Source organism: Hahella sp. NBU794 (assembly GCF_050749805.1).
Taxonomy (GTDB): domain Bacteria; phylum Pseudomonadota; class Gammaproteobacteria; order Pseudomonadales; family Oleiphilaceae; genus Hahella.
On the sequence record NZ_CP192738.1, the window covers coordinates 6334402 to 6357596 of the forward strand.

At 53.9% G+C, this 23195-nt stretch carries 25 protein-coding genes and 1 pseudogene; 8 read left to right on the top strand and 18 right to left on the bottom strand.

The window, feature by feature from the left end; all coding sequences use genetic code 11:
* Nucleotides 1-43: 43 nt before the first annotated feature.
* Both rpoZ and gmk read right to left on the bottom strand, forming a co-directional pair.
* A complete protein-coding gene (rpoZ, locus tag ACQYWX_RS27795; protein ID WP_011400017.1) occupies nt 44-253 on the bottom strand; it encodes a DNA-directed RNA polymerase subunit omega in 210 nt (69 codons plus the stop codon).
* 49 nt (nt 254-302) lie between these two features.
* Entirely contained in the window at nt 303-929 is a 627-nt protein-coding gene (gmk, locus tag ACQYWX_RS27800) for a guanylate kinase (protein WP_431687071.1), read from the bottom strand.
* A gap of 228 nt (nt 930-1157) precedes the next feature.
* On the opposite strand from gmk, the gene ACQYWX_RS27805 reads away from it, so the two are divergent.
* Nucleotides 1158-2117 (top strand): LysR family transcriptional regulator, encoded by a 960-nt coding sequence (locus ACQYWX_RS27805; RefSeq protein WP_431687072.1) that lies wholly within the window; start codon nt 1158-1160, stop codon nt 2115-2117.
* Between the two features lie 159 nt (nt 2118-2276).
* Here ACQYWX_RS27805 and ACQYWX_RS27810 read toward each other — a convergent pair whose 3' ends face one another.
* The 5 genes from ACQYWX_RS27810 to eat all read right to left on the bottom strand — a co-directional run bounded on the left by ACQYWX_RS27810 (nt 2277) and on the right by eat (nt 8636).
* Nucleotides 2277-2993, bottom strand: a complete 717-nt coding sequence (locus ACQYWX_RS27810) for a glutamine amidotransferase-related protein (RefSeq protein WP_431687073.1) — start codon at nt 2991-2993, stop codon at nt 2277-2279.
* 16 nt (nt 2994-3009) lie between these two features.
* On the bottom strand, nt 3010-4173 hold the full coding sequence (locus ACQYWX_RS27815) for an iron-containing alcohol dehydrogenase (RefSeq protein WP_216737513.1): 1164 nt from the start codon (nt 4171-4173) through the stop codon (nt 3010-3012).
* Between the two features lie 59 nt (nt 4174-4232).
* On the bottom strand, nt 4233-5621 hold the full coding sequence (locus ACQYWX_RS27820) for an aldehyde dehydrogenase family protein (protein ID WP_431687074.1): 1389 nt from the start codon (nt 5619-5621) through the stop codon (nt 4233-4235).
* Nucleotides 5622-5685: 64 nt separating this feature from the next.
* Nucleotides 5686-7065, bottom strand: coding sequence for a glutamine synthetase family protein (locus ACQYWX_RS27825; RefSeq protein ID WP_127973798.1), 1380 nt, complete (start codon nt 7063-7065; stop codon nt 5686-5688).
* A gap of 92 nt (nt 7066-7157) precedes the next feature.
* The gene (gene eat, locus ACQYWX_RS27830; RefSeq protein WP_253938396.1) at nt 7158-8636 is read right to left on the bottom strand and encodes an ethanolamine permease; all 1479 of its coding nucleotides are present in this window, start codon (nt 8634-8636) and stop codon (nt 7158-7160) included.
* A gap of 266 nt (nt 8637-8902) precedes the next feature.
* Here eat and ACQYWX_RS27835 point away from each other — a divergent pair, with 266 nt between their 5' ends.
* Nucleotides 8903-9376, top strand: coding sequence for a hypothetical protein (locus ACQYWX_RS27835; protein ID WP_431687075.1), 474 nt, complete (start codon nt 8903-8905; stop codon nt 9374-9376).
* Nucleotides 9377-9388: 12 nt separating this feature from the next.
* Here ACQYWX_RS27835 and zapE read toward each other — a convergent pair whose 3' ends face one another.
* The 6 genes and pseudogenes from zapE to ACQYWX_RS27865 form a co-directional block, all read right to left on the bottom strand.
* A complete protein-coding gene (zapE, locus tag ACQYWX_RS27840; RefSeq protein WP_431687076.1) occupies nt 9389-10576 on the bottom strand; it encodes a cell division protein ZapE in 1188 nt (395 codons plus the stop codon).
* Between the two features lie 71 nt (nt 10577-10647).
* Nucleotides 10648-10752, bottom strand: coding sequence for a DUF4357 domain-containing protein (locus tag ACQYWX_RS27845; protein ID WP_431689543.1), 105 nt, complete (start codon nt 10750-10752; stop codon nt 10648-10650).
* Nucleotides 10753-10755: 3 nt separating this feature from the next.
* Nucleotides 10756-10848: pseudogene (locus tag ACQYWX_RS27850) on the bottom strand (DUF4357 domain-containing protein); the annotation flags it as partial.
* 174 nt (nt 10849-11022) lie between these two features.
* Nucleotides 11023-11763 (bottom strand): GIY-YIG nuclease family protein, encoded by a 741-nt coding sequence (locus ACQYWX_RS27855; protein ID WP_431687077.1) that lies wholly within the window; start codon nt 11761-11763, stop codon nt 11023-11025.
* A 154-nt stretch (nt 11764-11917) separates the two neighbouring features.
* Entirely contained in the window at nt 11918-12784 is an 867-nt protein-coding gene (locus ACQYWX_RS27860) for a YicC/YloC family endoribonuclease (protein WP_431687078.1), read from the bottom strand.
* Between the two features lie 260 nt (nt 12785-13044).
* Nucleotides 13045-13425 (bottom strand): hypothetical protein, encoded by a 381-nt coding sequence (locus ACQYWX_RS27865; protein WP_216737520.1) that lies wholly within the window; start codon nt 13423-13425, stop codon nt 13045-13047.
* Between the two features lie 281 nt (nt 13426-13706).
* Between ACQYWX_RS27865 and rph the strand changes: the two genes are divergently transcribed.
* Entirely contained in the window at nt 13707-14423 is a 717-nt protein-coding gene (gene rph / locus ACQYWX_RS27870) for a ribonuclease PH (protein WP_279501620.1), read from the top strand.
* A gap of 88 nt (nt 14424-14511) precedes the next feature.
* Here the strand turns inward: rph and ACQYWX_RS27875 are convergent, their stop codons facing one another.
* The gene (locus ACQYWX_RS27875; protein WP_216737522.1) at nt 14512-15285 is read right to left on the bottom strand and encodes an exodeoxyribonuclease III; all 774 of its coding nucleotides are present in this window, start codon (nt 15283-15285) and stop codon (nt 14512-14514) included.
* 81 nt (nt 15286-15366) lie between these two features.
* On the opposite strand from ACQYWX_RS27875, the gene pyrE reads away from it, so the two are divergent.
* Nucleotides 15367-16014, top strand: a complete 648-nt coding sequence (gene pyrE / locus ACQYWX_RS27880; protein WP_011400040.1) for an orotate phosphoribosyltransferase — start codon at nt 15367-15369, stop codon at nt 16012-16014.
* Here the strand turns inward: pyrE and ACQYWX_RS27885 are convergent.
* Complete coding sequence (locus tag ACQYWX_RS27885; RefSeq protein WP_431687079.1) at nt 16011-16790, bottom strand: sulfite exporter TauE/SafE family protein; 780 nt, start codon at nt 16788-16790, stop codon at nt 16011-16013. The two genes, pyrE and ACQYWX_RS27885, sit on opposite strands and share 4 nt — an antisense overlap.
* Nucleotides 16791-16933: 143 nt before the next feature.
* Here ACQYWX_RS27885 and ACQYWX_RS27890 point away from each other — a divergent pair, with 143 nt between their 5' ends.
* Nucleotides 16934-17518 (top strand): ABC transporter ATPase, encoded by a 585-nt coding sequence (locus ACQYWX_RS27890; RefSeq protein ID WP_279501616.1) that lies wholly within the window; start codon nt 16934-16936, stop codon nt 17516-17518.
* A gap of 67 nt (nt 17519-17585) precedes the next feature.
* Here the strand turns inward: ACQYWX_RS27890 and ACQYWX_RS27895 are convergent, their stop codons facing one another.
* Nucleotides 17586-17960, bottom strand: coding sequence for a hypothetical protein (locus ACQYWX_RS27895; protein ID WP_216737525.1), 375 nt, complete (start codon nt 17958-17960; stop codon nt 17586-17588).
* 366 nt (nt 17961-18326) lie between these two features.
* Between ACQYWX_RS27895 and ACQYWX_RS27900 the strand changes: the two genes are divergently transcribed.
* From ACQYWX_RS27900 to ACQYWX_RS27910, 3 genes are all read left to right on the top strand, one after another.
* Nucleotides 18327-19613: an MgtC/SapB family protein gene (locus tag ACQYWX_RS27900; RefSeq protein ID WP_431687080.1), complete on the top strand. Its 1287-nt coding sequence runs from the start codon at nt 18327-18329 to the stop codon at nt 19611-19613.
* Between the two features lie 31 nt (nt 19614-19644).
* On the top strand, nt 19645-20985 hold the full coding sequence (gene yegQ / locus ACQYWX_RS27905) for a tRNA 5-hydroxyuridine modification protein YegQ (protein WP_431687081.1): 1341 nt from the start codon (nt 19645-19647) through the stop codon (nt 20983-20985).
* Nucleotides 20986-21216: 231 nt separating this feature from the next.
* Nucleotides 21217-21702 (top strand): fibronectin type III domain-containing protein, encoded by a 486-nt coding sequence (locus ACQYWX_RS27910; RefSeq protein ID WP_216737528.1) that lies wholly within the window; start codon nt 21217-21219, stop codon nt 21700-21702.
* A gap of 42 nt (nt 21703-21744) precedes the next feature.
* On the opposite strand, the gene ACQYWX_RS27915 is transcribed toward ACQYWX_RS27910, so the two are convergent.
* Together ACQYWX_RS27915 and ACQYWX_RS27920 are read right to left on the bottom strand one after the other, a co-directional pair.
* Nucleotides 21745-22710, bottom strand: coding sequence for a homoserine kinase (locus ACQYWX_RS27915; RefSeq protein WP_431687082.1), 966 nt, complete (start codon nt 22708-22710; stop codon nt 21745-21747).
* An 84-nt stretch (nt 22711-22794) separates the two neighbouring features.
* Entirely contained in the window at nt 22795-23073 is a 279-nt protein-coding gene (locus tag ACQYWX_RS27920) for a DUF2782 domain-containing protein (protein ID WP_216737530.1), read from the bottom strand.
* Nucleotides 23074-23195: the final 122 nt, after the last annotated feature.

A 23195-nucleotide genomic window follows, 5' to 3' on the forward strand; every position in this document is an offset into this window, starting at 1 on the left:
TTCAAGAGAGGGTGAAGTCAGGCCCCTTTGCGGGGCCCGGACGTTAGTCTTCGTCTTGCTCAAGCATCTCAGATGTGATGAGGCCTGCGGCGATTTCGCGCAGTGCGACGACAGTGGGCTTATCATTTTCCCACTCGACCTTAGGGTCTTTGCCATACTGGCTGATCTGACGAGCGCGCTTCGAAGCCAGCATGACTAGCTCAAAACGGTTATCTACATGATCCAGACAGTCTTCAACGGTTACTCGCGCCATAACACACCCTTTACCAGTGCCAGTTCAGAAAATGACCGCGTAGTTTAGGCTAACTCGACTGGGATGACAACATCCCGCGCAGCTCGGCTTCGAAGCGCACTTGCTGTACGGATAAACGCAGTCGCTCAGCCCGGAAAACGGACTTCAAATCCGCCAGTGCGTGATCGAAGTCATCGTTGAATACAAGATAGTCGTATTCCGGATAATGGGAAATTTCGTTCGCCGCTTCCTGCAAGCGACGCTGAATTACTTCAGCGCTGTCCTGGCCGCGAGACTCCAGACGCTGCTGCAAGGCTTCCAGAGAAGGAGGCAGGATGAAGATGGATTTGGCTTCCGGGCGCAGTTTGCGCACCTGTTGCGCGCCCTGCCAGTCAATTTCCAGGATAACGTCAACGCCTTTAGCCAGGGTCGACTCCACCCAGGCCTGAGACGTGCCGTAGAAATTGCCGAACACTTCCGCGTGCTCCAGGAAATCTCCCGCCTGCGCCTGCGCCAGAAACTCTTCGCGGGAGATGAAAAAGTAATTCACCCCATCCTGTTCGCCCGGACGCACCTGACGGGTCGTGTGGGAGATGGAGACTTGCGCCAGTTTATCTTCTTTGAGTAAAGCCGACACCAAACTGGTCTTACCCGCCCCGGAGGGCGCTGAAATAATATATAACTGACCTCTGGCCATGAGATATCCTTCGTTATTCTGGGTGCTGGCGAAAAATGATTAAGTAATCCGGACAGTTAACAAATCAAGTTAACCAACGAATTCCAGTTAACCAACACGCTCTAGTTAATCAACAATAGTACCAGAGTTGTGATGGGTTGTAGCGGACCTTTGCATTCAGAGGCCGCTCCGTGCAATCCTGCAACAGGCGATAAACGCCCATGCATACAACCCTGATTCGTAGAAGTTATGGCAACACGTTTCGGTTTCGACCTCCGCGCTCTGAGTATTTTCGCCCACGTCGCCAAGACCGGGAATATGAGCCACTCCGCTGAGCAGCTGGGAATGACGCAAAGCTCGATCTCGCAGGCTTTGTCCAAGCTGGAGGAGTCGCTGCAGACCCGGCTGTTCGATCGCACAGTCCGCCCCATGGAGCTGACCAGCGCCGGGCGCTTCCTGTACGACCGCAGCACCGCCCTGTTGCAGGAAGCGGAGCAGACCAGTCAGGCCATTCTGCAATCGGATTTCGCGCAATTGCGCCTCATAAAGATCGCGTTAACCGATTCCATCGTCACCTCGGTGGGACGGTCGCTGCTGGATGCGGTGAAAAAACGCGCCCATGACTGGTCGATCAGCACAGGGCTATCGCATCTGCACGGCCATTCCCTGCTATCGCGCAACACCGATATTATTATTTCTGATGATGCCTTAGAGGATTACGCCGACCTGTCCCGTTACCGCATCCTGCGGGAACCGTTCATTCTGGCCCTTCCCAACGACTACAATGGCCCCGCCGACGACCTCAACAAACTGGCGGCGGAGTTGGACTTTGTCCGTTACGGCGCTCACTCCCTCATCGCTCGAGGTATCGAGCGGCATTTGCGCGCGGTGCGGGTGGAGGCCCCAGACAGACTGCAGTTGGATAACTCCTACGCCATTGTCTCCGCTGTGTCGGCGGGTATGGGCTGGACGATCACCACGCCTCTGTGTTTATTCCAAAGCGGCATCAAGCAACATCACGTACAAATCCGACGTTTGCCCGGCGAACAGCTGTTCCGCTCGATTACTCTGACTGCCCGTAAGGGAGAACTGGGGGACCTGCCCCGGGAAATCGCCCAGGACTGTATCGCTATATTGAAGCAGGATTTCCTGTCGTTGATGGCGACGGAACATCCCTGGATGATGGAATATCTGACTTTAGGGGATTAAAAAAACGGCCGCGTCTGGCGTCGCCCCATGGGACGCTAGCGCAGCCAAAGAGGGTTGAGGGGGAACGCGCAGAGCCCGACTCTGCGTGTGTCCGATACAATATGTCCGATACAGTGCACCGATATAAACAGTGCGCCCGATAAAAAGAGCAGAGAGGGCTTAACGGGTCAGCCGTCCTCCTGCGAAAAAGTTGATGATCCACTGCATCATCAAACGATCATCCACCGGCGCCGATAGAGACGTCTTGCCTTCGCGAATGCGCGGCGCTGGAATGCGATCCGTGCGTTTGTCCATCAAGGCGCTGGAGTACGCCTTGCTGAATTCAGGATGCCCCTGCACCGTCATCAGATCAGCGCCGTACTGCAACAGGTAGAAGGGACAGAAGGTACTGCTCGCCAGCACCTCCGCGCCTTCCGGCAACTGCGTGATCTGATCTTGATGGCTGACCACCAGGTCCAGGGAAGGCTGATAAGGCTCCATCCAGTTTTTGCGCACGCCAATCTGATTGAAGGACATGCCCACGCCCCAGCCGCGATTGGACTTCTCCACCTGGCCTCCCAGCGCTTTGGCCAATAATTGATGGCCAAAGCAGATGCCCACAAACTTTTTCTCCGCCGTAGCGACCGCCAGCACAAAACTCTCCAGCTTTTCGATCCACTGCGCGCCGTCATTCACGCCATGGCGACTGCCGGTGGTGATGTAGCCGTCGCAGGCGTCGACGGAGTCCGGCAGTTCGCCGTCCATCGCCCGATAGGTGACGAAAGTCCATTGCGGCGCCAGCTCTCCCAACGCCGCTTCAAACATCGCCGGATAATTCCCGAATTCCGGCTGTAATTCCTCCATAACGTCGTCACACTGCAAAATGCCAATTCTCATCCGCCTCTCCCTGCCTTCAAAGACGTCCATGTACAGCGTTTCTGAAGAGTTCGGCGTACTGGCCGGCATCGAATGCTACCGGGTTGCCGCCGGCGGAGGGATCTTCCACCGCCATGGCGCCGACTCGCTCCGCGTCGCTGTCGTCAATGCCGATCGCTGACAAAGCATGTGGAATACCCAGACTTTCACGCAGCGCCAGCACCCAGTTCAGGAAGCCGTCGAACCCTTGCTCCGACAAGTCCAGATAACGCACCAGACGAGTAATGCGCTCTTCAATCGCCTCGCGGTTCGCCTTGAGCACGTATGGCATGAGAATCGCGTTGAGCAGACCATGATGCGCGTTGTACAAAGCGCCCAGCGGATGCGCCAGGGCGTGCATGCCGCCAAGGCCTTTCTGGAACGCTGTAGCGCCCATGCTGGAGGCGACCAGCATCTGCGTACGCGCTTCGATATCAGCGCCGTCCGCGACAGCGCGGGGCAGATAGTCTTTCACCAGACGAATGCCTTCCACCGCAATGCCTTCCGCCAAAGGGTGATAAAAAGGCGAACACAAGGCTTCCAGATTATGGGAAAGCGCGTCCATCCCCGTCGCAGCGGTGATAGGCGGCGGCAGGCCGACAGTCAGCTCTGGGTCCAGAATCACCAGCGCCGGCAGCATACGCGGATGGAAGATAATCTTTTTGACGTGCTTGGCGGCGTCCGTGATCACCGAGGCCCGCCCTACTTCCGAACCTGTTCCCGCCGTCGTGGGCACGGCGACCACTGGGGCCATGCCAGCTTCGTTGACACGCGTCCAGTTGTCGCCGACATCTTCAAAATCCCATAACGGACGATCCTGTCCAACCATCAACGCCACCGCCTTGGCGGCGTCCAGCGCAGAACCGCCGCCAAAGGCGATGACGCCATCATGGCCGCCAGCGCGATAGGCAGCGACACCCGCTTCCACATTTTCCCCCGTGGGATTGCCTTGAATGTCCGCGAACAGCCCACATTGCAGCCCGGCGTCACGGCAGAGAGCGACGGTGTCCTGCACCATCGGCAAGGATTTCAGACCTGGGTCGGTTATCAGCAGAGGCGACCGCATGCCGAGATTACGACAGAGTTCCGGGAGTTCCCGGATACGTCCGGCGCCGGTGCGGATGGCGGTCGGATAATTCCAATTGGCTTGTAGTGCGCTCATGTACAGTCTCTTTAATACGCTCGTTAAAGTTTTTGTTTCGCCATTGTCTATGACTGGCGTTACAGCATCTTGATATGGAAAGACTTGGGCCGGGTCAGGGATTCATAGCCCAGCTTGGACAAGGTGCAGCCGCGCCCGGAGTTCTTCACGCCGGTCCAGGCCAACGCAGGGTCCAGATAATCGCAGCGGTTGATAAAGAAAGTGCCGGTCTCGACCTGCTCGCCCAGCGCCACGCCTGCATCCAGATCCCGCGTAAAAATAGACGCGGTCAGGCCGAATTCGCTGTCGTTCATCAGCGCCACGGCTTCCTCATCGGACGCCACTTTCTGGATGCCGACAACCGGACCGAAAGATTCTTCGGTCATCACCCGCATGTTGTGATCAACATTGGTCAGCACCTGCGGGGCCAGATAAGGCGTTCCCTCTTTATCCATCTCAAAGTCCGCGGGATTGATATGGGCGACAGCCCCCTGCTCCACGGCTTCGCGCACTTGTCCTCGAACGAATTCCGCCGCAGAAGCCCGCACCAGCGGCCCCAAGGTAGTGTTGGGATCATCGGAGCGCCCCAAACGATAACTTCTGACCAGGGCGACGGCCTTCTCCACAAAAGCGTCGTAAACGGATTCATGCACATAGATGCGCTCAATGCCGCAGCAGGACTGCCCCGAGTTGAAGAAAGCGCCATCAATAGTGGTTTCCACAGCGTGGTCAATATCCGCGTCCGCGCGTACATAGGCGGGGTCTTTGCCGCCCAATTCCAGACCTACGCCGATAAAACGGCCTGCGGCGGCGCGCTCGACCATGGCTCCGCCTGGGACGGAACCGGTAAACGCGACGTAGTGAATGTCCGGCGAGCCGATCAGCGCTTCCGTATCCGCATGATTCAAATGCAGGTATTGGAATACGCCGTCAGGCAAGCCTGCTTCACGGAAAGCTTCGTCAATGCGCTCCGCGCACAAAGGCGTTTGCGCTGAATGCTTGAGCAGCACGGCGTTGCCGGCCAGGATCGCCGGCACAATGGCGTTAACCGCCGTCAAATAAGGATAGTTCCAGGGCGCAATGACAAAGGCCACGCCCACGGGCTCACGTTTGATATAGCGGCGAAAGCCTGGTTTCTCATCCAGCTCTATCGGCGCCAGCGCTTCTTCCGCGACATCGATCATAAAACGGGCGCGCTCTTCAAATCCGCCCACCTCTCCCGCCGCGTAGCGAATGGGCCGCCCCATTTGCCAACACAACTCTGTCGCGATCTCGTCGCGCTTGGCGACAAAGGCGTCCACCATCTTGCGACAGATATCCCGCCGCTGCGCTAACGTGGCGCCCTTCCACTCGCGCTGGGCTTGCGCCGCTTTAGCCGTAGCGGCGGCGATGGCCGCTTGATCAGCGTAGGGACGCTCAACATAGAGAGATCCGTCCACAGGGGACCAAGTCTTCTGCATAGTGCTCATCTTCGATTCTCTTACCTTTACTTAAAGGATAGTCATGGGACTGAAGGTCATTCTGATCGTCGCGCTAGATAATCTCGAAATAGCGCTCCAGCTCCCAATCCGTAATATGGCGACGGAATTCGCGGCCTTCCCAATCACGAGTGGCGGCGTAATGTTCAACAAACTCATTACCAAACAGCTCTCGCGCCGCTTCCGAGCGACGCAAGGCCGCCGCGGCGTCCACCAACGTGGACGGCAACGCCAGCTGCCTGGGATGCTCCTGATCGTAGGCGTTACCAGACACCATCTCCTCCGGCTCCAGTTCGTGTTCAATACCGTAAAGACCCGAGCCGAGAGACGCCGCCAGAGCGATATAGGGATTAGCGTCGGCGGAGCCCAGTCGATATTCGACCCGCTGCGACTTGTCCGATCCGGGAATGACCCGCAGCGCGGTGGTGCGGTTTTCGCAGCCCCAGGTCGCATCGGTCGGAGCCCAGAAGCCCGGCACCAAGCGGGAATAGGCGTTCACGGTTTGCGCCATCATCGCCAGCATTTCCGGCATCAGCTTTTGCTGACCGGCGATAAAGTGACGCTGCATCTTGCTCATGTTCATGGGCTGACCGGCTTCATAGAAGGCCGACTTGCCGCTTTCTTTATGGCGCAACGACATATGGATGTGCCCGGACTGTCCGGGATAGTCGTTGGACCACTTGGCCATGAATGTGGCCATCATGTTCTTGCGCTGCGCCCATACTTTGGTGAAGGTCTTGAATAAAGCCGCCTTATCCGCCGCTGCGCAGGCCGAATCCACCGTCAATGCCGCTTCCAGGACGCCAGGTCCAGTTTCGGTGTGCAGTCCTTCCAAAGGGAAGTCCATTTTCTCGCACAGATCCAACAGCTCGTGATAAAGCTCCGCGTGTACGGAGTTACGCAGCATGGAATAGCCAAAGAAGCCCGGCGTGATCGGCTCCAGGTTACGATATCCCTTGGCGCGGGCGGAATGCGGCGTTTCGTTGAACATGAAGAACTCATATTCAAAGGCGGCGTAGGCGTCCAGCCCCATGTCTTCCGCACGACGCAGTACCCGCGACAACACATTGCGTGGACAGATACGCGCAGCGGGCCCATCAAAATCACACAAAAACAGCAGCATGCCCGGCTCAAAGGGGATGTCGCGGCAGCTCTCGGGCAGAATTTTCACCGGAGCGTCCGGGTAGCCTGTATGCCAGCCGGTATATTTAACGCCAACATTTTCATAAAGCTGGTCTTGTGAGTCCCAGCCCAACACCACGTCACAGAAGGCGAAGCCGCTTTCCAGTGAGGAAAAGAACTTCTCCTTACTCATGTACTTGCCGCGCATAACGCCATCGTTATCAAACAACCCGACCTTCACATGGGTCAGATTGCGCTCTTCCACAATCCGTTTGGCGTCGGCGATAGTTTTTACGTCTCTTGTCTTTATCATTTCTAATCCGCCTTGTTGTGATTCTTGTTCAGTCCTGTTGCAGATAATGATCCTGGAGCCGGCGCGCCGGCCCCGCAATCCCTTTAAGCCAATTAACTCAATTCAGCCTCGGCCTTGGCGATGGCCTCAAACTCTTCCTCAGGGGCTTTCGCCACCAGGTGATGTCGACTATAGAAGGCGAAATACGCCACCATCACCGCATAGAACACGGCTGACCACATCGCCGCCTCCTGGCTGACCAGGAACGTGCTGATGAACGCGGCGACGGACAAGAGCAGCGCGATCCCAGTCGTCAATATGCCCCCTGGCGTGCGGTAGGGACGATGCATATTGGGCTCTTTGACTCGCAAAATGATGTGCGACAGCATCATCATGGCGTAGGAGATCGTGGCGCCAAACACCGCCATGGTGATCATCAAGTCTCCCTCTCCGGTCAATGACAGCAGAAACCCAATCACGCCCGGCACGACCAACGCCATTGTCGGCACTTTGCGATTGCCGGTTAAGGACAGCCAGCGCGGCAGGTAACCTGCGCGGGACAAGGCGAACACCTGACGGGAGTACGCGAAGATAATGGAGAAGAAGCTGGCGATCAGACCCGCCAGACCCACCAGATTCACAAAGGTGGCCATCGCTGAGCTTTCACCGTATGCATGCTGCAGAGCGCCCACTAACGGCGCGCTGTGGTCTTTCATCAACTCAGCGCTGGAGCCGCCCGGAGCGAGGAATAGCACCAATCCGCCAAAAATCAGCAGAATCACCATGGCGGTGATAATGCCCTTAGGCATGTCCTGAGCAGGGTTCTTGGTTTCCTCCGCAGCTAAAGGCACCCCTTCCACCGCCAGGAACAGCCACATGGCGAAAGGAATCGCCGCCCATATCCCAAAGTAGCCCTGCGGCAGGAAAGCGCTGGCGCCCACGGCGGATTCGTTAACGGCGATATCCGTCAAGTTGGCCAGTTCAAATTCAGGCAGCATCCCCAGGATAAACACCAGCAACGCCGCCGCGGCAATGGCGGTGATGACCAGCATGATCTTCAACGCTTCGCCGGCGCCCCACAGGTGAATGCCGACAAAAATGATATAGAAAGCGGCGTAGACCAAAGGACCGTTCAGACCGAACATTTCCCCCACATAGCCGCCAATGAAGATGGCGATGGCCGCAGGCGCGATAGCGTACTCAAGAAGAATGGCGGTGCCGGTCAGAAAGCCTCCAAGCGGGCCCATGGCGCGGCGCGCGAAGCCATAACCGCCGCCGGCGGTGGGAATAGCGGAAGAGAGCTCCGCCAGGCCGAACACCATGAAGGTGTACATCGCGGCCATCAGAATCGTGGCGATAAACATGCCGCCGAAACCGCCCTGCTCCAGGCCAAAGTTCCAGCCGGCGAAATCACCGGAGATAACATAAGAGACGCCAAGACTGGCCAGCAGAATCCATCCCGCCGCTCCCTTTTTTAATTGACGTTTTTCCAGATAATCATTGGATACATTCTCATAATCCACCGTTCCGACATGAGCAACTGAAGGCGCAATGCTGTTGTCAGACGCTGTGGCAGCGGACGTTTCGGCCATGGGTTTATCCCCCTGTTTATTGTTGTTTACTAGGACGACGCCCTATCTCAGCAGAGATGGGCGCGCAGGCTTCAAACACCAACCGATTCTAGGAGGCCCCAAAAAACCCAGCAAATACAATCACTTTCGTCGAAAAGCTAGTATTAGGGAAACTTATAGTGCGCTGAAATGACGCGCCGGGCGCGTTATCCGCATGCCCTGAAAGGGGAATTGAAATAAACTGCCGGGAGAAGATTTACAGTAAAACGGGGCCAAAAGGAGGCATTGTGCTGGAAAAGATAAACGCCTGGATCGACGACACCAACCGTAAGAACTACGATCGCCGCCACGCCTGCACGGAGTTCGCCCAGGCATTCGCCGGCTTTTACTCATCGGAGTTCCTGGCCAGCGCCTATTTCGTGGTGACTGACGACATTCCCAGACCTGACTTTCCAGAACTGCGCCAAATGGGATTCGGCGCATTTATCGATATGCCCGTCAACGGCACGACCTATAAAGACACTTACTACATAAGGTCTTCAGCAGTTTCCGAGTTGCGAGTGCATTTTCATGAATTGGTGCACGTAGTGCAGTGGCGTGAGCTGGGCGCGTTGAACTTTATCCAGCGTTATATGAAGGAAATTCTGACCTGCGGTTATGCAAACGCCCCTTTGGAGATCATGGCCTATGATCTGGATAAGCGCTACGGCGCGAAAGTCGACGCCTTTGATATTCCTGAATATGTCATCAGGAACCTGTAGCCCGACATCAAGTCAGGCCAGCTCCGACGGCTCGCGCAGATGCTGATACGCCAACGACCCCATTTCCATCAACCGGCTGCGCGCCCGCTCAAATTCGAAGGTCAGCGCACCGCGAGTATAGAGTTCCGCCAGAGGCGCTAAGGCGGTCATATAAAGTCGCACTTTGCGCTCGTACAACTCGTCCACCAGCGCAATAAATCGCCGCGCCGCGTCATCACTTCGCGACAACACCACGACCCTTTCCCCGGTTGCGCCGGAACCGACGCTGCCGTCTTCCGTTCCCCGCGCCTTGATCCTCTCATACGCCTCGCCGCTTAACGGCGGGATATTGAGAAGAATAATCAGATCGAAGCGTTCAGCAAGATCAACGTAATCCAGATGACTGCGCGGTCCTTCGCAAAGAGCCGCAAAATCGAAAGCAATCCTCCGCCCGGCGCGAGCCACGTAAGCGATATCGCGGGACAGCACCGTCAACGTACGCGGCTTGTCTCTCTCCGCCACTAACTCAAAACGCTGCAGCAAGTCGCCCTCAACATCAGACAACTCAGACTGGTCACGCTCGACAAAATAAATAGCTTCCGGCTGCAATGCGCGTTCACGGTGGTCCAGTCCGCCATCCATATGTAAGGTTTGCGTATGCGCCTGAATCGCTGCGATAGCAGGCAGAAAGCGAGAACGCTGCAAGCCATCCCAATACAGTCTTTCCGGCGGCGTATTACTCGTCGCCACCAGCGTCACATTGAACTCAAACAGCGACTGCAACAGCCCGCCCAGCAGCATGGCGTCGCCAATATCCGAGACGAAAAACTCATCAAAGCAAAGTACGGAGTAGCGACGGCTGAAGTCTCTGGCGATGCGTCGCAAAGGCTCAGGGGTTCCACTCAACGCCAGCAACTGTCGATGCACAGACGCCATAAAATGATGAAAATGCTGGCGCAAAACCTGTTCTGGATTGAGGCTGGCGACGAAAAGATCCATCAAAAACGTCTTACCACGCCCCACTTTGCCCCACAGATACAACCCCGACACATACTCCGACCGCCCCATCAACCACCTGGGGCGACCGCCAGAGCCAGCCAACCGCTCATACAAATCCTGCAACGCATTCAAAGCCATCACCTGCGACGGATCAGCCTGAATCTCACCTGCGTTGAGCAAAGAATCGTAGCGTTGTTTGGGGCTTATGGGAGTTGTGTACATCTCAACGTAGTAGTGAATTCTAAAGTTAAAGGGTCATCAGAAGATGATCTATGCAATTGCAATGCTCGGGACTATCTCGCCTTTTCCGCTTTGGATATCTCTTGTTCTTCCGCCGACTTCAGATCCTTGCCTGTCTCATCCTTCCACTCGACAAGTCCATTGGCGCTTCGCCCCATGATGACAGCCGCCGCAGCCGAAGGACTACTAAAGAGATAGTCTGTGTTGAAAAGTAACTTTTCGCCCGATATGCCTAATACCCAGGGGAATCGCACTTCGTTTCTTGCTTGAAGTCTTATTAAAGTGGCAGGAAATTGCTAATAATACGATTTTAAGGAAATACTCTGCAGCAGAGAATCCCCGGAAACCATGGCATAGAGAGTAAAGTAGCGAATTTGAGATATTGAGTGCCATTTTCACCTCTCATGGGGAAAAATATGGTCAATTATTCACCATATAGTGCGATTTGCCTGGCCTAATACCCCGGCTTCCATAAGCTCTTCCCTAAGAGCGTTGAAGCCTTTAGGAAAGGACGGCACAGTACTTGTGGCGGCTTCAGAGCCAGCGAACACAACAAATCCATCATTCGTGCGCCGCCCCCGACCACTAGCTCCTCTGGCGCCTTTCACATAAAAAATATCTGGTGATTGCGCCGATGCGTCATTCACTTTCACTAAAGGCTCAAACACCCTAAATCCCATCGTGTTGACGAGGATTTTTATATACTCAATAAACTCTTCCATCTCCGCTTGGTCAGACTCTGAAATGGCGCTTCGAGTGGGCGTATTGCCATTTTGAATATCAAACCGGCCAGCTGTTTTGGCAATATCGCAGAGTCTGGATTCAAGGTACTTGATGTGCGCCTTATTTAAATTCTCGTCTTTGCTGGTGAATACCACCGACTCATTCCAGAACTCTTTGTCTGACACATGCTTTACGAGACGCTCATAGGCATTCTCAGTTTCTCCCACATAGGCTTTGGGTTTAGCGGTGGGAGAGTCTGCGCGACCGAAAAGTATATACACAGCGGTTCCTTTCAGGTCGCTACGGTCAGCACAATCTTTTACTTTGGCTCTCGGGATACGATAGGCCTTACCCGTCCAGTTGGATATTTCACACACCATCCTGCCTTCCGGATCAGCGTCCATCAAAAACAGCTTTATCGTCTTTCCATACTTCTTCGCGTACATGGCTTTCCTTAATCCTGAGCCTCTACAACCCACAGAAATGCAGCAATCCTAACTGAAAGGCGGCTCTTCGCCATAGGAATTTTCTACTCTATTCGGGCAATAAAAAACCCTGTATTCACAGGGTTTTCTGGCATTAGTCCTGTCCGACGTCGTTTTACTCGACGTTCTGCACCTGCTCTCGCATCTGCTCGATCAGCACCTTCAGCTCTACAGAGAACTGAGTGGTCTCAGTGACCAGGGATTTTGAGGAGAGGGTGTTGGCTTCGCGGTTGAGTTCCTGCATCAGGAAGTCCAGGCGGCGGCCCATCGGTTCTTTTTTGCCAAGGACTTCACGCACTTCATGGACGTGAGCGTCAAGGCGATCAAGCTCTTCCGCTACATCCGCTTTCTGGGAAACAATCACCAGTTCCTGCTCCAGACGGGCGCTATCCACCGCCAGCTCCAACTCTTCGAAGCGGGCCTTCAGGGCCTCGTTCTGGCGCTCCAGGATGATGGGCATTTTCTGACGCACGCGGCCAACAATGTCCGTGATGGCGGTTAAGCGGTCTTCCAACATGGGACGAATGCGATCGCCTTCTCTCTCGCGGGTCTTCACCAGGCTTTCCAGCGTCTGTTCGAACAGGCTCACGGCTTCTTCTCTCACCGGCTCTAGATCCGTCTCCTCAGAGACCAGCACGCCAGGCCAGTTGAGAAAGTCGAAAGCATTGATATGCGCCGGATTATCCAGGATGCGGTTGATCTGATTGACCGCCTGATTCAGCTCATTGGCGAGACCAAGGTTCACCTGATAAGAAGGGGTGGCCTGAGATTCCTGTTGGAATTTAAGCTGACACTCCAGTTTGCCTCTCTGCACATACTGACGCATCGCTTCCCGCAGAGCGGGCTCAATTTCCCGTAAGACTTCAGGGATTCGAAACATGGGCTCCAGATAACGGTGGTTTACTGAGCGCACCTCCCAAGTGAGCACGCCCCATTCTCCTCTGGATTCCTGCCGTGCATAAGCAGTCATACTACGAATCATAAAGTCTCCAATCGCGATTCCTGAATGTTGAAAAAGACGGCGCGCCGACTTTCCGTGATGAGCAATACAGCCGGCGGCAGGTATATTATTTTCGGCGGTTCAGGTTGCTGCAGCTATAGGTGAACGGCATGACGCCTTACGCCGTCGCGGAGCCTGAGCCGGCCTCATTGAATAATAGTCGTTTAAGTTAGATGCAGATAGTCAGAGATGGCGATCCTGCCGGACCGCAATGAATATGCGGCGTTTTAGCGCAAACCAGATTACCAGTTATCTACCTGCCCCCTGTCGAATACCTTACCGCTAGCCACCGACGAATGCCAAATAAATATATTTTCCCGATAAACGTGAGTGCGCTTGCTGATCGCTTCCGCCAGCGCTTCGAACATTTGGTGAACTTTACCTGTATCGATCATGTCCGCCGTCAGCAGCTGAACCTGAACTGGATGGCTGTGGGTTTCCTGTAGACCGGCCACCCTGCCTTGATGAGCGTAGTGTCCTGGCGAAAGATATTCCCAGGTAATGTACACATTATCGACGTTGATATTTACGCTTTCCGCAAACTCCTTACTAATTCCCTCCAGCACCCTCGGCAAATCAGTGTCATGAGCTAACGGTAGCGACTTAATTTTAACTACCGGCATATAACCTCCTGAAAGGTTAACTCAATGAATTTTTCGGAATGGAAAATCGCCATGGAATAGATGAAAAACTTGGCGCCTCCTCAATCACAATAGCACAAGATCCAGCCCCCATTCATGCGCTTATTGGCTCTGGCGCAACTATTTTTCAACGCGCCTCAGGGCTCGATTCCCAGCCAAAACAGGCGTTGTTTAATGGCTTGCTAACCATGTCGTTCACTTATTCATATAGGCCTATCGTGCTACAATCCGCCCCCACATGAATCAATGAGAGCCAATGCATTATGAGACCCAGCGGAAGACAGCCCGACCAGACTCGCGACATCAAGATCACCAAGAACTACACGAAACATGCGGAAGGCTCCGTGCTGGTCGAGTTCGGCGACACCAAAGTCATCTGCACCGCCACGGTAGAAAACGGCGTTCCCCGTTTCCTGCGCGGTGAAGACCAAGGCTGGGTGACCGCAGAATACGGCATGCTGCCCCGCGCCACAGGCACTCGAAACCAACGTGAAGCCGCCAGAGGCAAACAGGGCGGTCGCACCCTGGAAATCCAACGTTTGATAGGTCGCTCCCTGCGCGCAGCGGTAGACCTGAAGAAAATGCCGGAGATTTCCATCACTATCGACTGCGACGTCATACAAGCTGATGGCGGCACCCGCACTGCTTCCATTACTGGTGGATTCGTCGCGATGGCGGACGCCATCAACAGCCTGATCGCCAAAGGCCAGCTGAAAAACAATCCGATTCTGCACAAAGTCGCCGCTATTTCCGTAGGCGTTTACGAAGGCGTCCCCGTTGTGGATCTTGATTATGATGAAGATTCCAAGGCGGAAACGGACATGAACGTCGTCATGACGGATCAGGATGGATTTATTGAAGTGCAGGGAACTGCGGAAGCTGCGCCATTTTCAAGCGCGGAGCTGACGGCAATGCTGGATCTGGCTGGCAAGGGCATTCGCCAGTTGTTTGTAGCCCAGGAAGAAGTGCTACAAAGCTAAATAGAGAAAAGGGCGGACGGCGCCGCAACGCCGACTGCTTGACCGCGTCCCGCCAGATAGGCGGGGCAAGGCTCCGACAAAGCCCGCCCTAGAAGTCTACGTCGTAATCGACGATCAATGGCGCGTGATCAGAGAACCGGGTTTCGGTATCGATCCAGGCGCGTTTGATAGAGCTGCGCAGCCCTTGCGTGGCGATCTGATAGTCTACTCGCCAGCCTGAATGCTTACGCCAGCCTTCCGCTGATTCCGGCCACCACGTGTATTGGTTCTTTTCCCGGTTGATCTTGCGAAATGCGTCTACATACTGCATTTCATCAAACACCTGATCAAACCAGGCCCGTTCCTGCGGCAGAAAGCCGGACACTTCCAAGCGGTGGTAGCGGGGATTGGCGTCCGTCACCAGGTGAGCAGTCTGGAGATTACCGCAGAATATAAACTGCCGGCGCTTACGCAACGTTTTCTGCAGATGATTGCCGAAAGCTTCCAGATACTCTTCTTTAGCCTGTTGTTTTTCGTCGTCCATCAATGCGCAGGGAACCATCAAAGAAGCAATGCTGACAGCGTCAAAGTCGGCCTGAATAAAAGCGCCGTTCATATCCGCCGGAGCATAGGAAAAGCCCATCATGATGGCCTTGGGAATCTGTCGGGTATAAATGCCGACCCCACCGTCTTCAAGCTTTTCCGCATCCAGAAAATAGGGCTCATAGCCTTCAGGACGATATTTGTCTTCGTCCAACTCATAAACCCGCATCCTGTGGTCCTGCACGCAAACGACGTCAGCGTCCTGGCGCGCCATCCACTCGAAGAATCCCTCTCCGACTGCGCGCTTCAGTCCGTTTACGCTGATTGTTACTACCCTCATAGATGTTACCTATAAAAATTTGCGTGTATGATACCTAATTCATATTTACTGCAAAAGAATCCAAGGGCTAAAGAAACTCTTATGCACGACTATCAAAAAGCGTTTATTGAGTTCGCCATTCAGCGTGAAGTGCTGAAATTCGGCCAATTTACACTTAAATCCGGCCGCAGCAGCCCGTACTTTTTTAACGCCGGATTATTCAATACATCCACAACGTTAGCGCAAATCGGGCACTTTTATGCGGCGGCCTTAACTTCCAGCCCGTTGCAATACGACATGCTGTTCGGGCCGGCTTACAAGGGCATTCCCCTGGTTTCCGCTCTCGCCGTTACGTTGGCCAACGAAAAAAGCATGGACGTTCCCTACGCCTTTAACCGCAAAGAAGCCAAAGCCCATGGCGAAGGCGGCGTCATCGTTGGCGCTCCGCTGAAAGGCAAGGTGCTTATCGTGGACGATGTAATTACTGCAGGCACAGCCATCCGTGAAGTCATTTCGATCATCAAGGCGAATGGCGCGGAACCCGCTGGCGTGCTCATCGCTCTTGACAGGCAAGAGCGCGGACAGCATCAGTTGTCGGCGATTCAAGAGATAGAGCAAAACTACCAGATTCCCGTCACAGCTATTATCCAGCTAGATCAAATTCTCGAGTTTCTTAAGTCTGACCCGCACTTTTCCGACAACTATAAGCAGGTTGCCGAGTATCGTGCCGTTTACGGCGTGCAAAGTTAATTCGTAACTTCCACTAAACGTAAATCAGGCAGCCACCCGGCTGCCTTGAACATCAGACTGAACCCGACCAGTATCGTCAGCACTTCAAAAGCGCGCTTCACCATCGCACTGCCTTTGGCGATGGACCAGTGCGCGCCCAGATATCCTCCGGCCAGAGCACCCAATATAAGAGGGATAAGCCAGTCCCAGCGCACTTCCGCCTGTAGCGCCAGAGAAAGAGCGCCCGCTCCATTCCAGAAAACGCCAACCAAAACCAACGTATACGCCACCGCCCCTTGATAGCTTAGCCCGAACCACACAATCAGCCACAATGTGACGAACAAACCTGTCCCAGACGTAATGGAGCCATTCAATGCGCCAATCCCGAACAGCCCAATCGCTCCTGCCGCATAACCCAATGTAGAGCGGTTCTTGCTGTGCGCCTTCATGCCCAACTGCGGGGAACGCATTGAATAAAGGCCCAACCCTGTCGTCAAAAGTCCCAACGCCATTTGCGCCGCATTATCATCAACCCCCAGAATAACCTGAGCGCCCAGTAAAACCCCTGGGAGGCCCGCCGCCAGAATGAATAACGCAAAACGCCAATCCAGCCCTTTCTCCCGCAGATGGCGGAATGACGCGCCCACGCCCAAAGCGACGCTTGCTACTTTATGAGTAGCCAAAGCCACAGAGAAACTCAAGCCTAAAAACAACAACGCAGGAAGCTGCAGCAAACCAGAGCCGCCACCAGCCAAAGCGGATAGTCCGTTGGCAATTAATGAAATTATGAATAACATTATAAAAGTCATGCTAATTCCGATATGACCTTTAAACCCACTAATCAGGGGTTACCCAAGCGAAGTAACCATAATATAACTACATGATGCCATTAAAAAAAATCAGGGGAGCAAAGATTGCCGCAGGCGTACTGCTCTGCCTGATGTCGCTAACATTCGTACAGGCCGAAACCCTATTTTATCGATACAAGGACCAAAACGGCACATTAGTGTTAGGGAACTCCGTACCACCGGAGGCGGCTAAAAAGGGTTACCAGATTGTTGATGCATTCGGTCGCGTGATTAAGGACATCCCCGCCGCATTGACCCCGGAACAGATTATCGAACGTGATCGCAAGCTGGCGGAGAAAGCGCAAAAGGAAGAGGAAGCCCGCAAACAACGCGAAGCGGATGAACTCCTCCTGCGGCTTTTCAGCCACCCGGATGACGCCGCCCGCGCCCGCGATCGCAAACTGCAAGAGCTGGACGGGTTAATCAGCCTCAAGCGTAATAATATTGAGGTGCTGGAAAAGAAGGTGGCGAGCCAGGAATCTCGAGCGGCGGACGCGGAAAGAGCAGGACGCGCAGTACCACAGGATTTACTGGATGAAATTCAGCGAGACACCAGCCAAGTACAACGGCTACAGAGTGAGATCGCCGCGCATGAAAAGGATCGTGAAGAAACAACCGCTGACTACGCCCAGAAAATTGAGCGCCTGAAATTCCTGCTTGAAAAAATAAACAACTGATCCGCTTTTCCGCCCCACCTAACCAAAAGAGCGCCAATAGGCGCCCTTTTGTCAAGAGTGCGAACTCTTAGGCTGCAGCTTCTTCCTCAGTAGTCTTAGAGGCCGGCTTTTCTGCAGTTTTTGTCGTTTTCTTAGCCGCGGCTTTGGATTTTTTGGCCTCGTCGTCGCTGTCTTTTTCTGCGCCTTCGATCTTGGCCACCAGGTCCGCAGCAAAGTCGTTTACACGCTGATTCCATGCGCGGAACGAAGAGTAAACGTTATCCAGCATGTGGTCGTGCATTTCGCGCACGGACTTAACGGACAAATTCTTAGCTTCCTGCTCTATTTTCTCCGCGTATTCGAAAGGTTTCGCAGCAAGAGTGCGATGCTGCTCTTCTACTGTTTTGATTCCTTTTTCTACAGCGTCCTGAATTTGCTCCTGATATGACTTGAGCTTGCCCATCTTTGGTCTCCTACCGGTTTACTTTGAGATAAGGAACCCAGTTCCTTGCCTTGATTGCGCCCTCAAGATACGTGCAAAAATTAGAATAATCATACTAATCCAGGCCCCTTAAACAGGGGCTGAAAGGCAATTTGATCTACCTCAGAAAACGCTGGAAAAAATCCATTTACACTAGGATTGTCGCCGTTTCAGCACGGACGCGATCCCGTTAGCTATACTTTTTAAGACATTGCCGTTTATCAAAATCACAGCGCGCCCTTGATGAATATGACCGTTCGATTCCACCCTATTAATGGCGATAGCTCTAACCCGTTTCACGCTTTTTTGAAGCGGCGTTGAGCGGCTTTTCTCCACCCTTCCGCCAGTATGAACAGTCTGATTGATGCGCAATATCCGCTTCCCCATCTAGCCATGGCGCTGCTGCTTGGTCTGACCATCGGCATACAGCGCGGCTGGGTCAACCGCAACGAAGAGGCCGGCCATCGGGTAGCGGGGGTCAGAACGTTTGCTTTGATTGCGCTGCTGGGCGGTCTGACTACCTGGTTGGGCGAACAAATGGGCGAGTGGGTGCTGGCGGCGGGCATCATCGCCCTGGCGCTGATTCTTATCGCCGCTTATGTCACCAGCCAGAGACAACGTCTGGACATGAGCATCACCAGCCTGATCGCCTCAATGCTGACTTTTTTCTATGGTGCTTTGTGCGTCATGGGAGAGTTCTCCGTTGCGGCCACCATGACAGTCGTGACCGCCATATTGCTCGACCTCAAGCCGGAGCTGCACGGGTTTCTGAAAAAAATACGTGATGAAGAGCTGGACGCCGGGCTCAAGTTATTGGTGATGACCGTCGTCATGCTGCCAGTACTGCCCAACGAAGGGTTCGGTCCATGGGGCGCTATTAACCCCTATGAGGTTTGGTGGATGATTGTCTTAATCAGCGCCATTTCCTTTGTTGGCTATTTTGCAGTCAAGATAGGCGGCCCATCCAAAGGGATACTAATAACCAGCCTGTTCGCAGGTTTGAGTTCTTCTACCGCGCTGACACTGCATTTGTCGCGGGTCGCCAAAGACAATCAGGAGCATGCGCCACTTCTGGCGTCAGGCGTGTTGATCGCCTGCGGCACTATGTTCCCAAGGCTATTGCTGGTTATCTATATCGTCTACCCTCCGTTGGCTTACGCACTTGCCCCACCCTTTGCTCTCATGGCCCTCTGCGTATACGCCTCCGCGTTTTATTTCTGGCGCAGCCACTCGGGAATAAAAATCGAACAACCCGATCTCAAGCAGAATCCGCTGGAAATCTCCTCCGCTCTGTTCTTTGGCTTCCTGCTGCTGCTCATCATGTTGCTCTCCAATGCACTGCACGAATGGCTGGGAGCCAGCGGCGTCTACGCTCTCAGCGCCATATCCGGATTGAGTGATGTAGACGCGATCAGTTTATCTCTGGCCCGTCTCGCCAAAGAGCCAGAGAAAGTGGCTCTACTAGTCGCCGCCTGGGGCATTTTTATCGCCGCCTGCAGCAATAGCCTGGTTAAGGCGGGTCTCGCATGGACCATCGGCAACCGTCCATTGGGAGTTAAAGTCGCAACCGCACTCGCCGCTTCCGGCGTTGCGGGACTGGCGACTTTGCTCCTGAACCCTATCCAAATCTATTAATCACCGATCAACCGACAACGAAGTAGAAGCTATGAAAAAACCTGAACTCCTGGCGCCAGCCGGCTCACTCAAACACATGCGTTTTGCATTCGCCTATGGCGCCGATGCGGTTTATGCAGGACAGCCTCGCTACAGCCTGAGAGTGCGGGAGAATGATTTCAATCTCGCCACGCTGGCCGAAGGAATTGAAATAGCGCGGTCACAAGGCAAAAAGTTTTATGTCGCCGCCAACATCGCCCCTCACAACAGCAAAGTGAAAACCTTTCTGGACGATATGGCACCTGTGATTGAGATGCGGCCAGACGCACTGATCATGTCCGATCCTGGATTGATCATGATGGTTCGCGACAAATGGCCGGACATGCCCATTCATCTCTCCGTGCAGGCGAACGCAGTTAACTATGCCGCTGTTGAGTTCTGGCGCCGACAAGGACTGGAGCGGGTGATACTGTCGCGGGAGCTGTCTTTGGAGGAAGTCGCAGAGATCAAGGAAAAGTCGCCACAGATGGAGCTGGAAGTCTTCGTTCATGGCGCGCTGTGCATCGCTTACTCTGGGCGCTGCCTATTGTCCGGCTACATCAATAAGCGCGATCCCAATCAGGGTACTTGTACAAATGCCTGCCGCTGGAAATACAACGCCATTCCAGCCACCCAGGATGACGCAGGCAATATCACAGCGCAGACCTGGGAGCCAACGCAGCCTCAGTCTTGCAGCTCGACGCTGGGAGATGGCGGGGTCACCTCAGAAATGTTTCTGTTGCAGGAAGATGGTCGACCAGATCAGCTGATGCCCGCCTTTGAAGACGAGCATGGCACTTACATCATGAACTCCAAAGACCTTCGCGCTGTGCAGCATGTGGAGCGATTGTGTCGCATCGGCGTGCATTCTTTAAAAATCGAGGGACGCACCAAGTCTCATTACTACGTCGCCAGGACGACGCAAGCGTACCGCCAGGCCATTGATGACGCCGTGGCTGGCGTCCCGTTTAACATGTCGCTGATGGACGATCTGGAGAAGCTTGCGCATCGGGGCTATACCGAAGGCTTTTACCGACGCCATGTACATGACGAGTATCAGAATTACGCAAATGGAACCTCGCTGTCCGGCAAGCAACAATTCGTCGGCGAAGTGTTGGAATACTCTCCTGAGAATGGTCATGCCTTGATTGACGTAAAAAACAAAATATCTATTGGAGATACCGTCGAAATTATGACACCAAGCGGAAATATGAGTTTTATTGTCAAAAAAATGGAAAATAAAAACGGACAAAATATTGACGTCGCCCCCGGCTCTGGGCATCGCATTCGCCTGCCGTTACCGGAGAACGCACCGAGTTGCCTAGACTTCAGCTTACTCATGCGAAACCTCTAGCCGCTTACCTTTAACGTGATAGACCTTTAAGCCTAGCCACATGGAAGTATGGCTATCAAATCCAAGTCGAATTATATTTTTGTGGGTAGTTAGTCACGAATTGATCATAAAAAGATAGCGTCGCGTCCGAATGTCGACTTTACTGAGCAATCAGTTCCTTTCTAAAAACTAGAAAGTCAGATGTTTTGACAATTATTAAGCCGTTTATCCGAAAGACTTCTTAAAATCGCCATGAAGATAGAATTGCTTGGCAGCGAAACCTTGCTTCGCGCCCGGAAGCTTATTGCATTTTTGTTCTTGGGAACCGTTGTTGCGACGGGTTCCGGTTGCAACCTGTCCGACTCGATAAGCGGAGACTCCCCCAAAAGCGCCGCACATAGCGGTGACGCAACACAGGGAGACGACTCATCGTCTTCCAACCCCAGCGCAGGAGTGCAAGGGCCGATTACGCCTAAAACCCTTTCCTGGAACACGCCCTGGACCCGTGAAGACGGCTCCTCCCTCGCCCTTAGCGAAATTGCCGCGTACGAAGTGGCCTATCGCAACCTGTCCAAAGGCGATGATGGGCGTGTAGTGATAGACGACGTTGGCGTCACCTCATTGAAGTTGTCAGGGTTCGCTTCAGGCAAATACGGTTTTAAGGTAAGAGTGATTGATTATGATGGCGTGGCGAGCGACTACTCTCAGGAAGTCACCGCCACTCTGAATAACGGATAGCTTTTACTCACTCCCAGCGACTCTAAGAATTTCGATAGCCGCCTACAGGGCGGCTATTTTATGCGCGGATAGTAATTTAGCCTTCATCTCATCTGGATTTTTCAGCGTATTCCCTCTTTCAGCCTCATGCTGATAGCCTTTGCCGTATTGGCTGATCAGCCGGGAAATCCAGAATCGCAACGCACCGACCCGCAACGCATCGCTCCACAGGCTTTTCTCAAGATCAGTCAGAGGACGCTTGTTGTCGTATGCTTCAACAAAAGCGCGCAGCTTCTCCTGATCGTAATGCCCTTCTGCATCACAGCACCAGTCATTGCAAGCAACGGCGAGATCAAACAGCCAGCAATCGTGGCAGGCATGATAAAAATCGATAACGCCGCTCACTTTGTCCCCATCGAACATCACATTGTCGACAAACAGATCGCCGTGAATCCAGCCGTTTGGACATTGCGTCCAAATATCCGCCTGTTGCTGGAAATGCTCGATTTCCGCATTCAACAACGCCAGTTCATCTTGCTTGATGTGAGGAGCCAGATCATCCCGGTGAGACTGCATCCACCCTACTGTACGCACCACTTCACGACGACCGGGCGCGGACCGGGAGGCCAAATGCATTGCGCCAAGCAAATCGCCAGCGATGGCGCACTGATCACGAGTGGGAGTATCCAGGTGGCCGCCGGCAATTCTGGGCACCAGTACACACGGCTTGCCTTCTATATAGGCCAAGGATGAACCATCCAGCATGGGATGAGGCGCCGGCGCGGGAAAGCCCTGCTGCGCCAGTCCTTGCATCAGATCAATGAAAACCGGGAGCTCTTCGGCGGTCACCATCTCAAAGATTGTCAGCACCCAGCGTGTTTCTTCGCCGCCGCTTGTTACGCTGACAAAATAGTTGGTGTTTTCTATCCCCGCCGCAATGCCTTGAAATTCCGTCACTTCAGGCGCATCGAAATAAGATTCCAGCAACGTCTGCAATTGCTCTGGAGACACTCTCGTAAAAACCGCCATTAACCCGCCTTATTCACTACTTCTAAAACTTAATTTCAAACGCATCCTGCGCTTTGACCATCAAATAAATCGCCTATCGAAAACTTACCATTCCAAAAGCTTCCAGCTCGGAACCAGTATCCGCGGCTTTTCCGATTGCACCCATTCACCCGTATCGGAAGGCACCAGATAATATTCCGGTCCGACTTTGGGGACGACCTTGATCTGCACCAGTTCGCCGTTCACCCGATACTCGTAATGGGTTTCCTTTTCGCCATAACGAATCTGCACTTCTGGCTCCGCCGCAGAATCTTCCGCCAGCGTTGGCGCCGCCAAAGGAAGAATAATTAACGCGAGCAAAGCTTTACGTATCCAAAAACTCATTGGTAACCTACACGCTGTTTTTTGGTAACCTACACATTTGTTTAATCAGGCAGCGCCTGGGGCTAATTCGCCGGGTAGTCCCGGCAGCTCCGTCAGCCCTCTTTCGGGCCCATTTTCGGGGA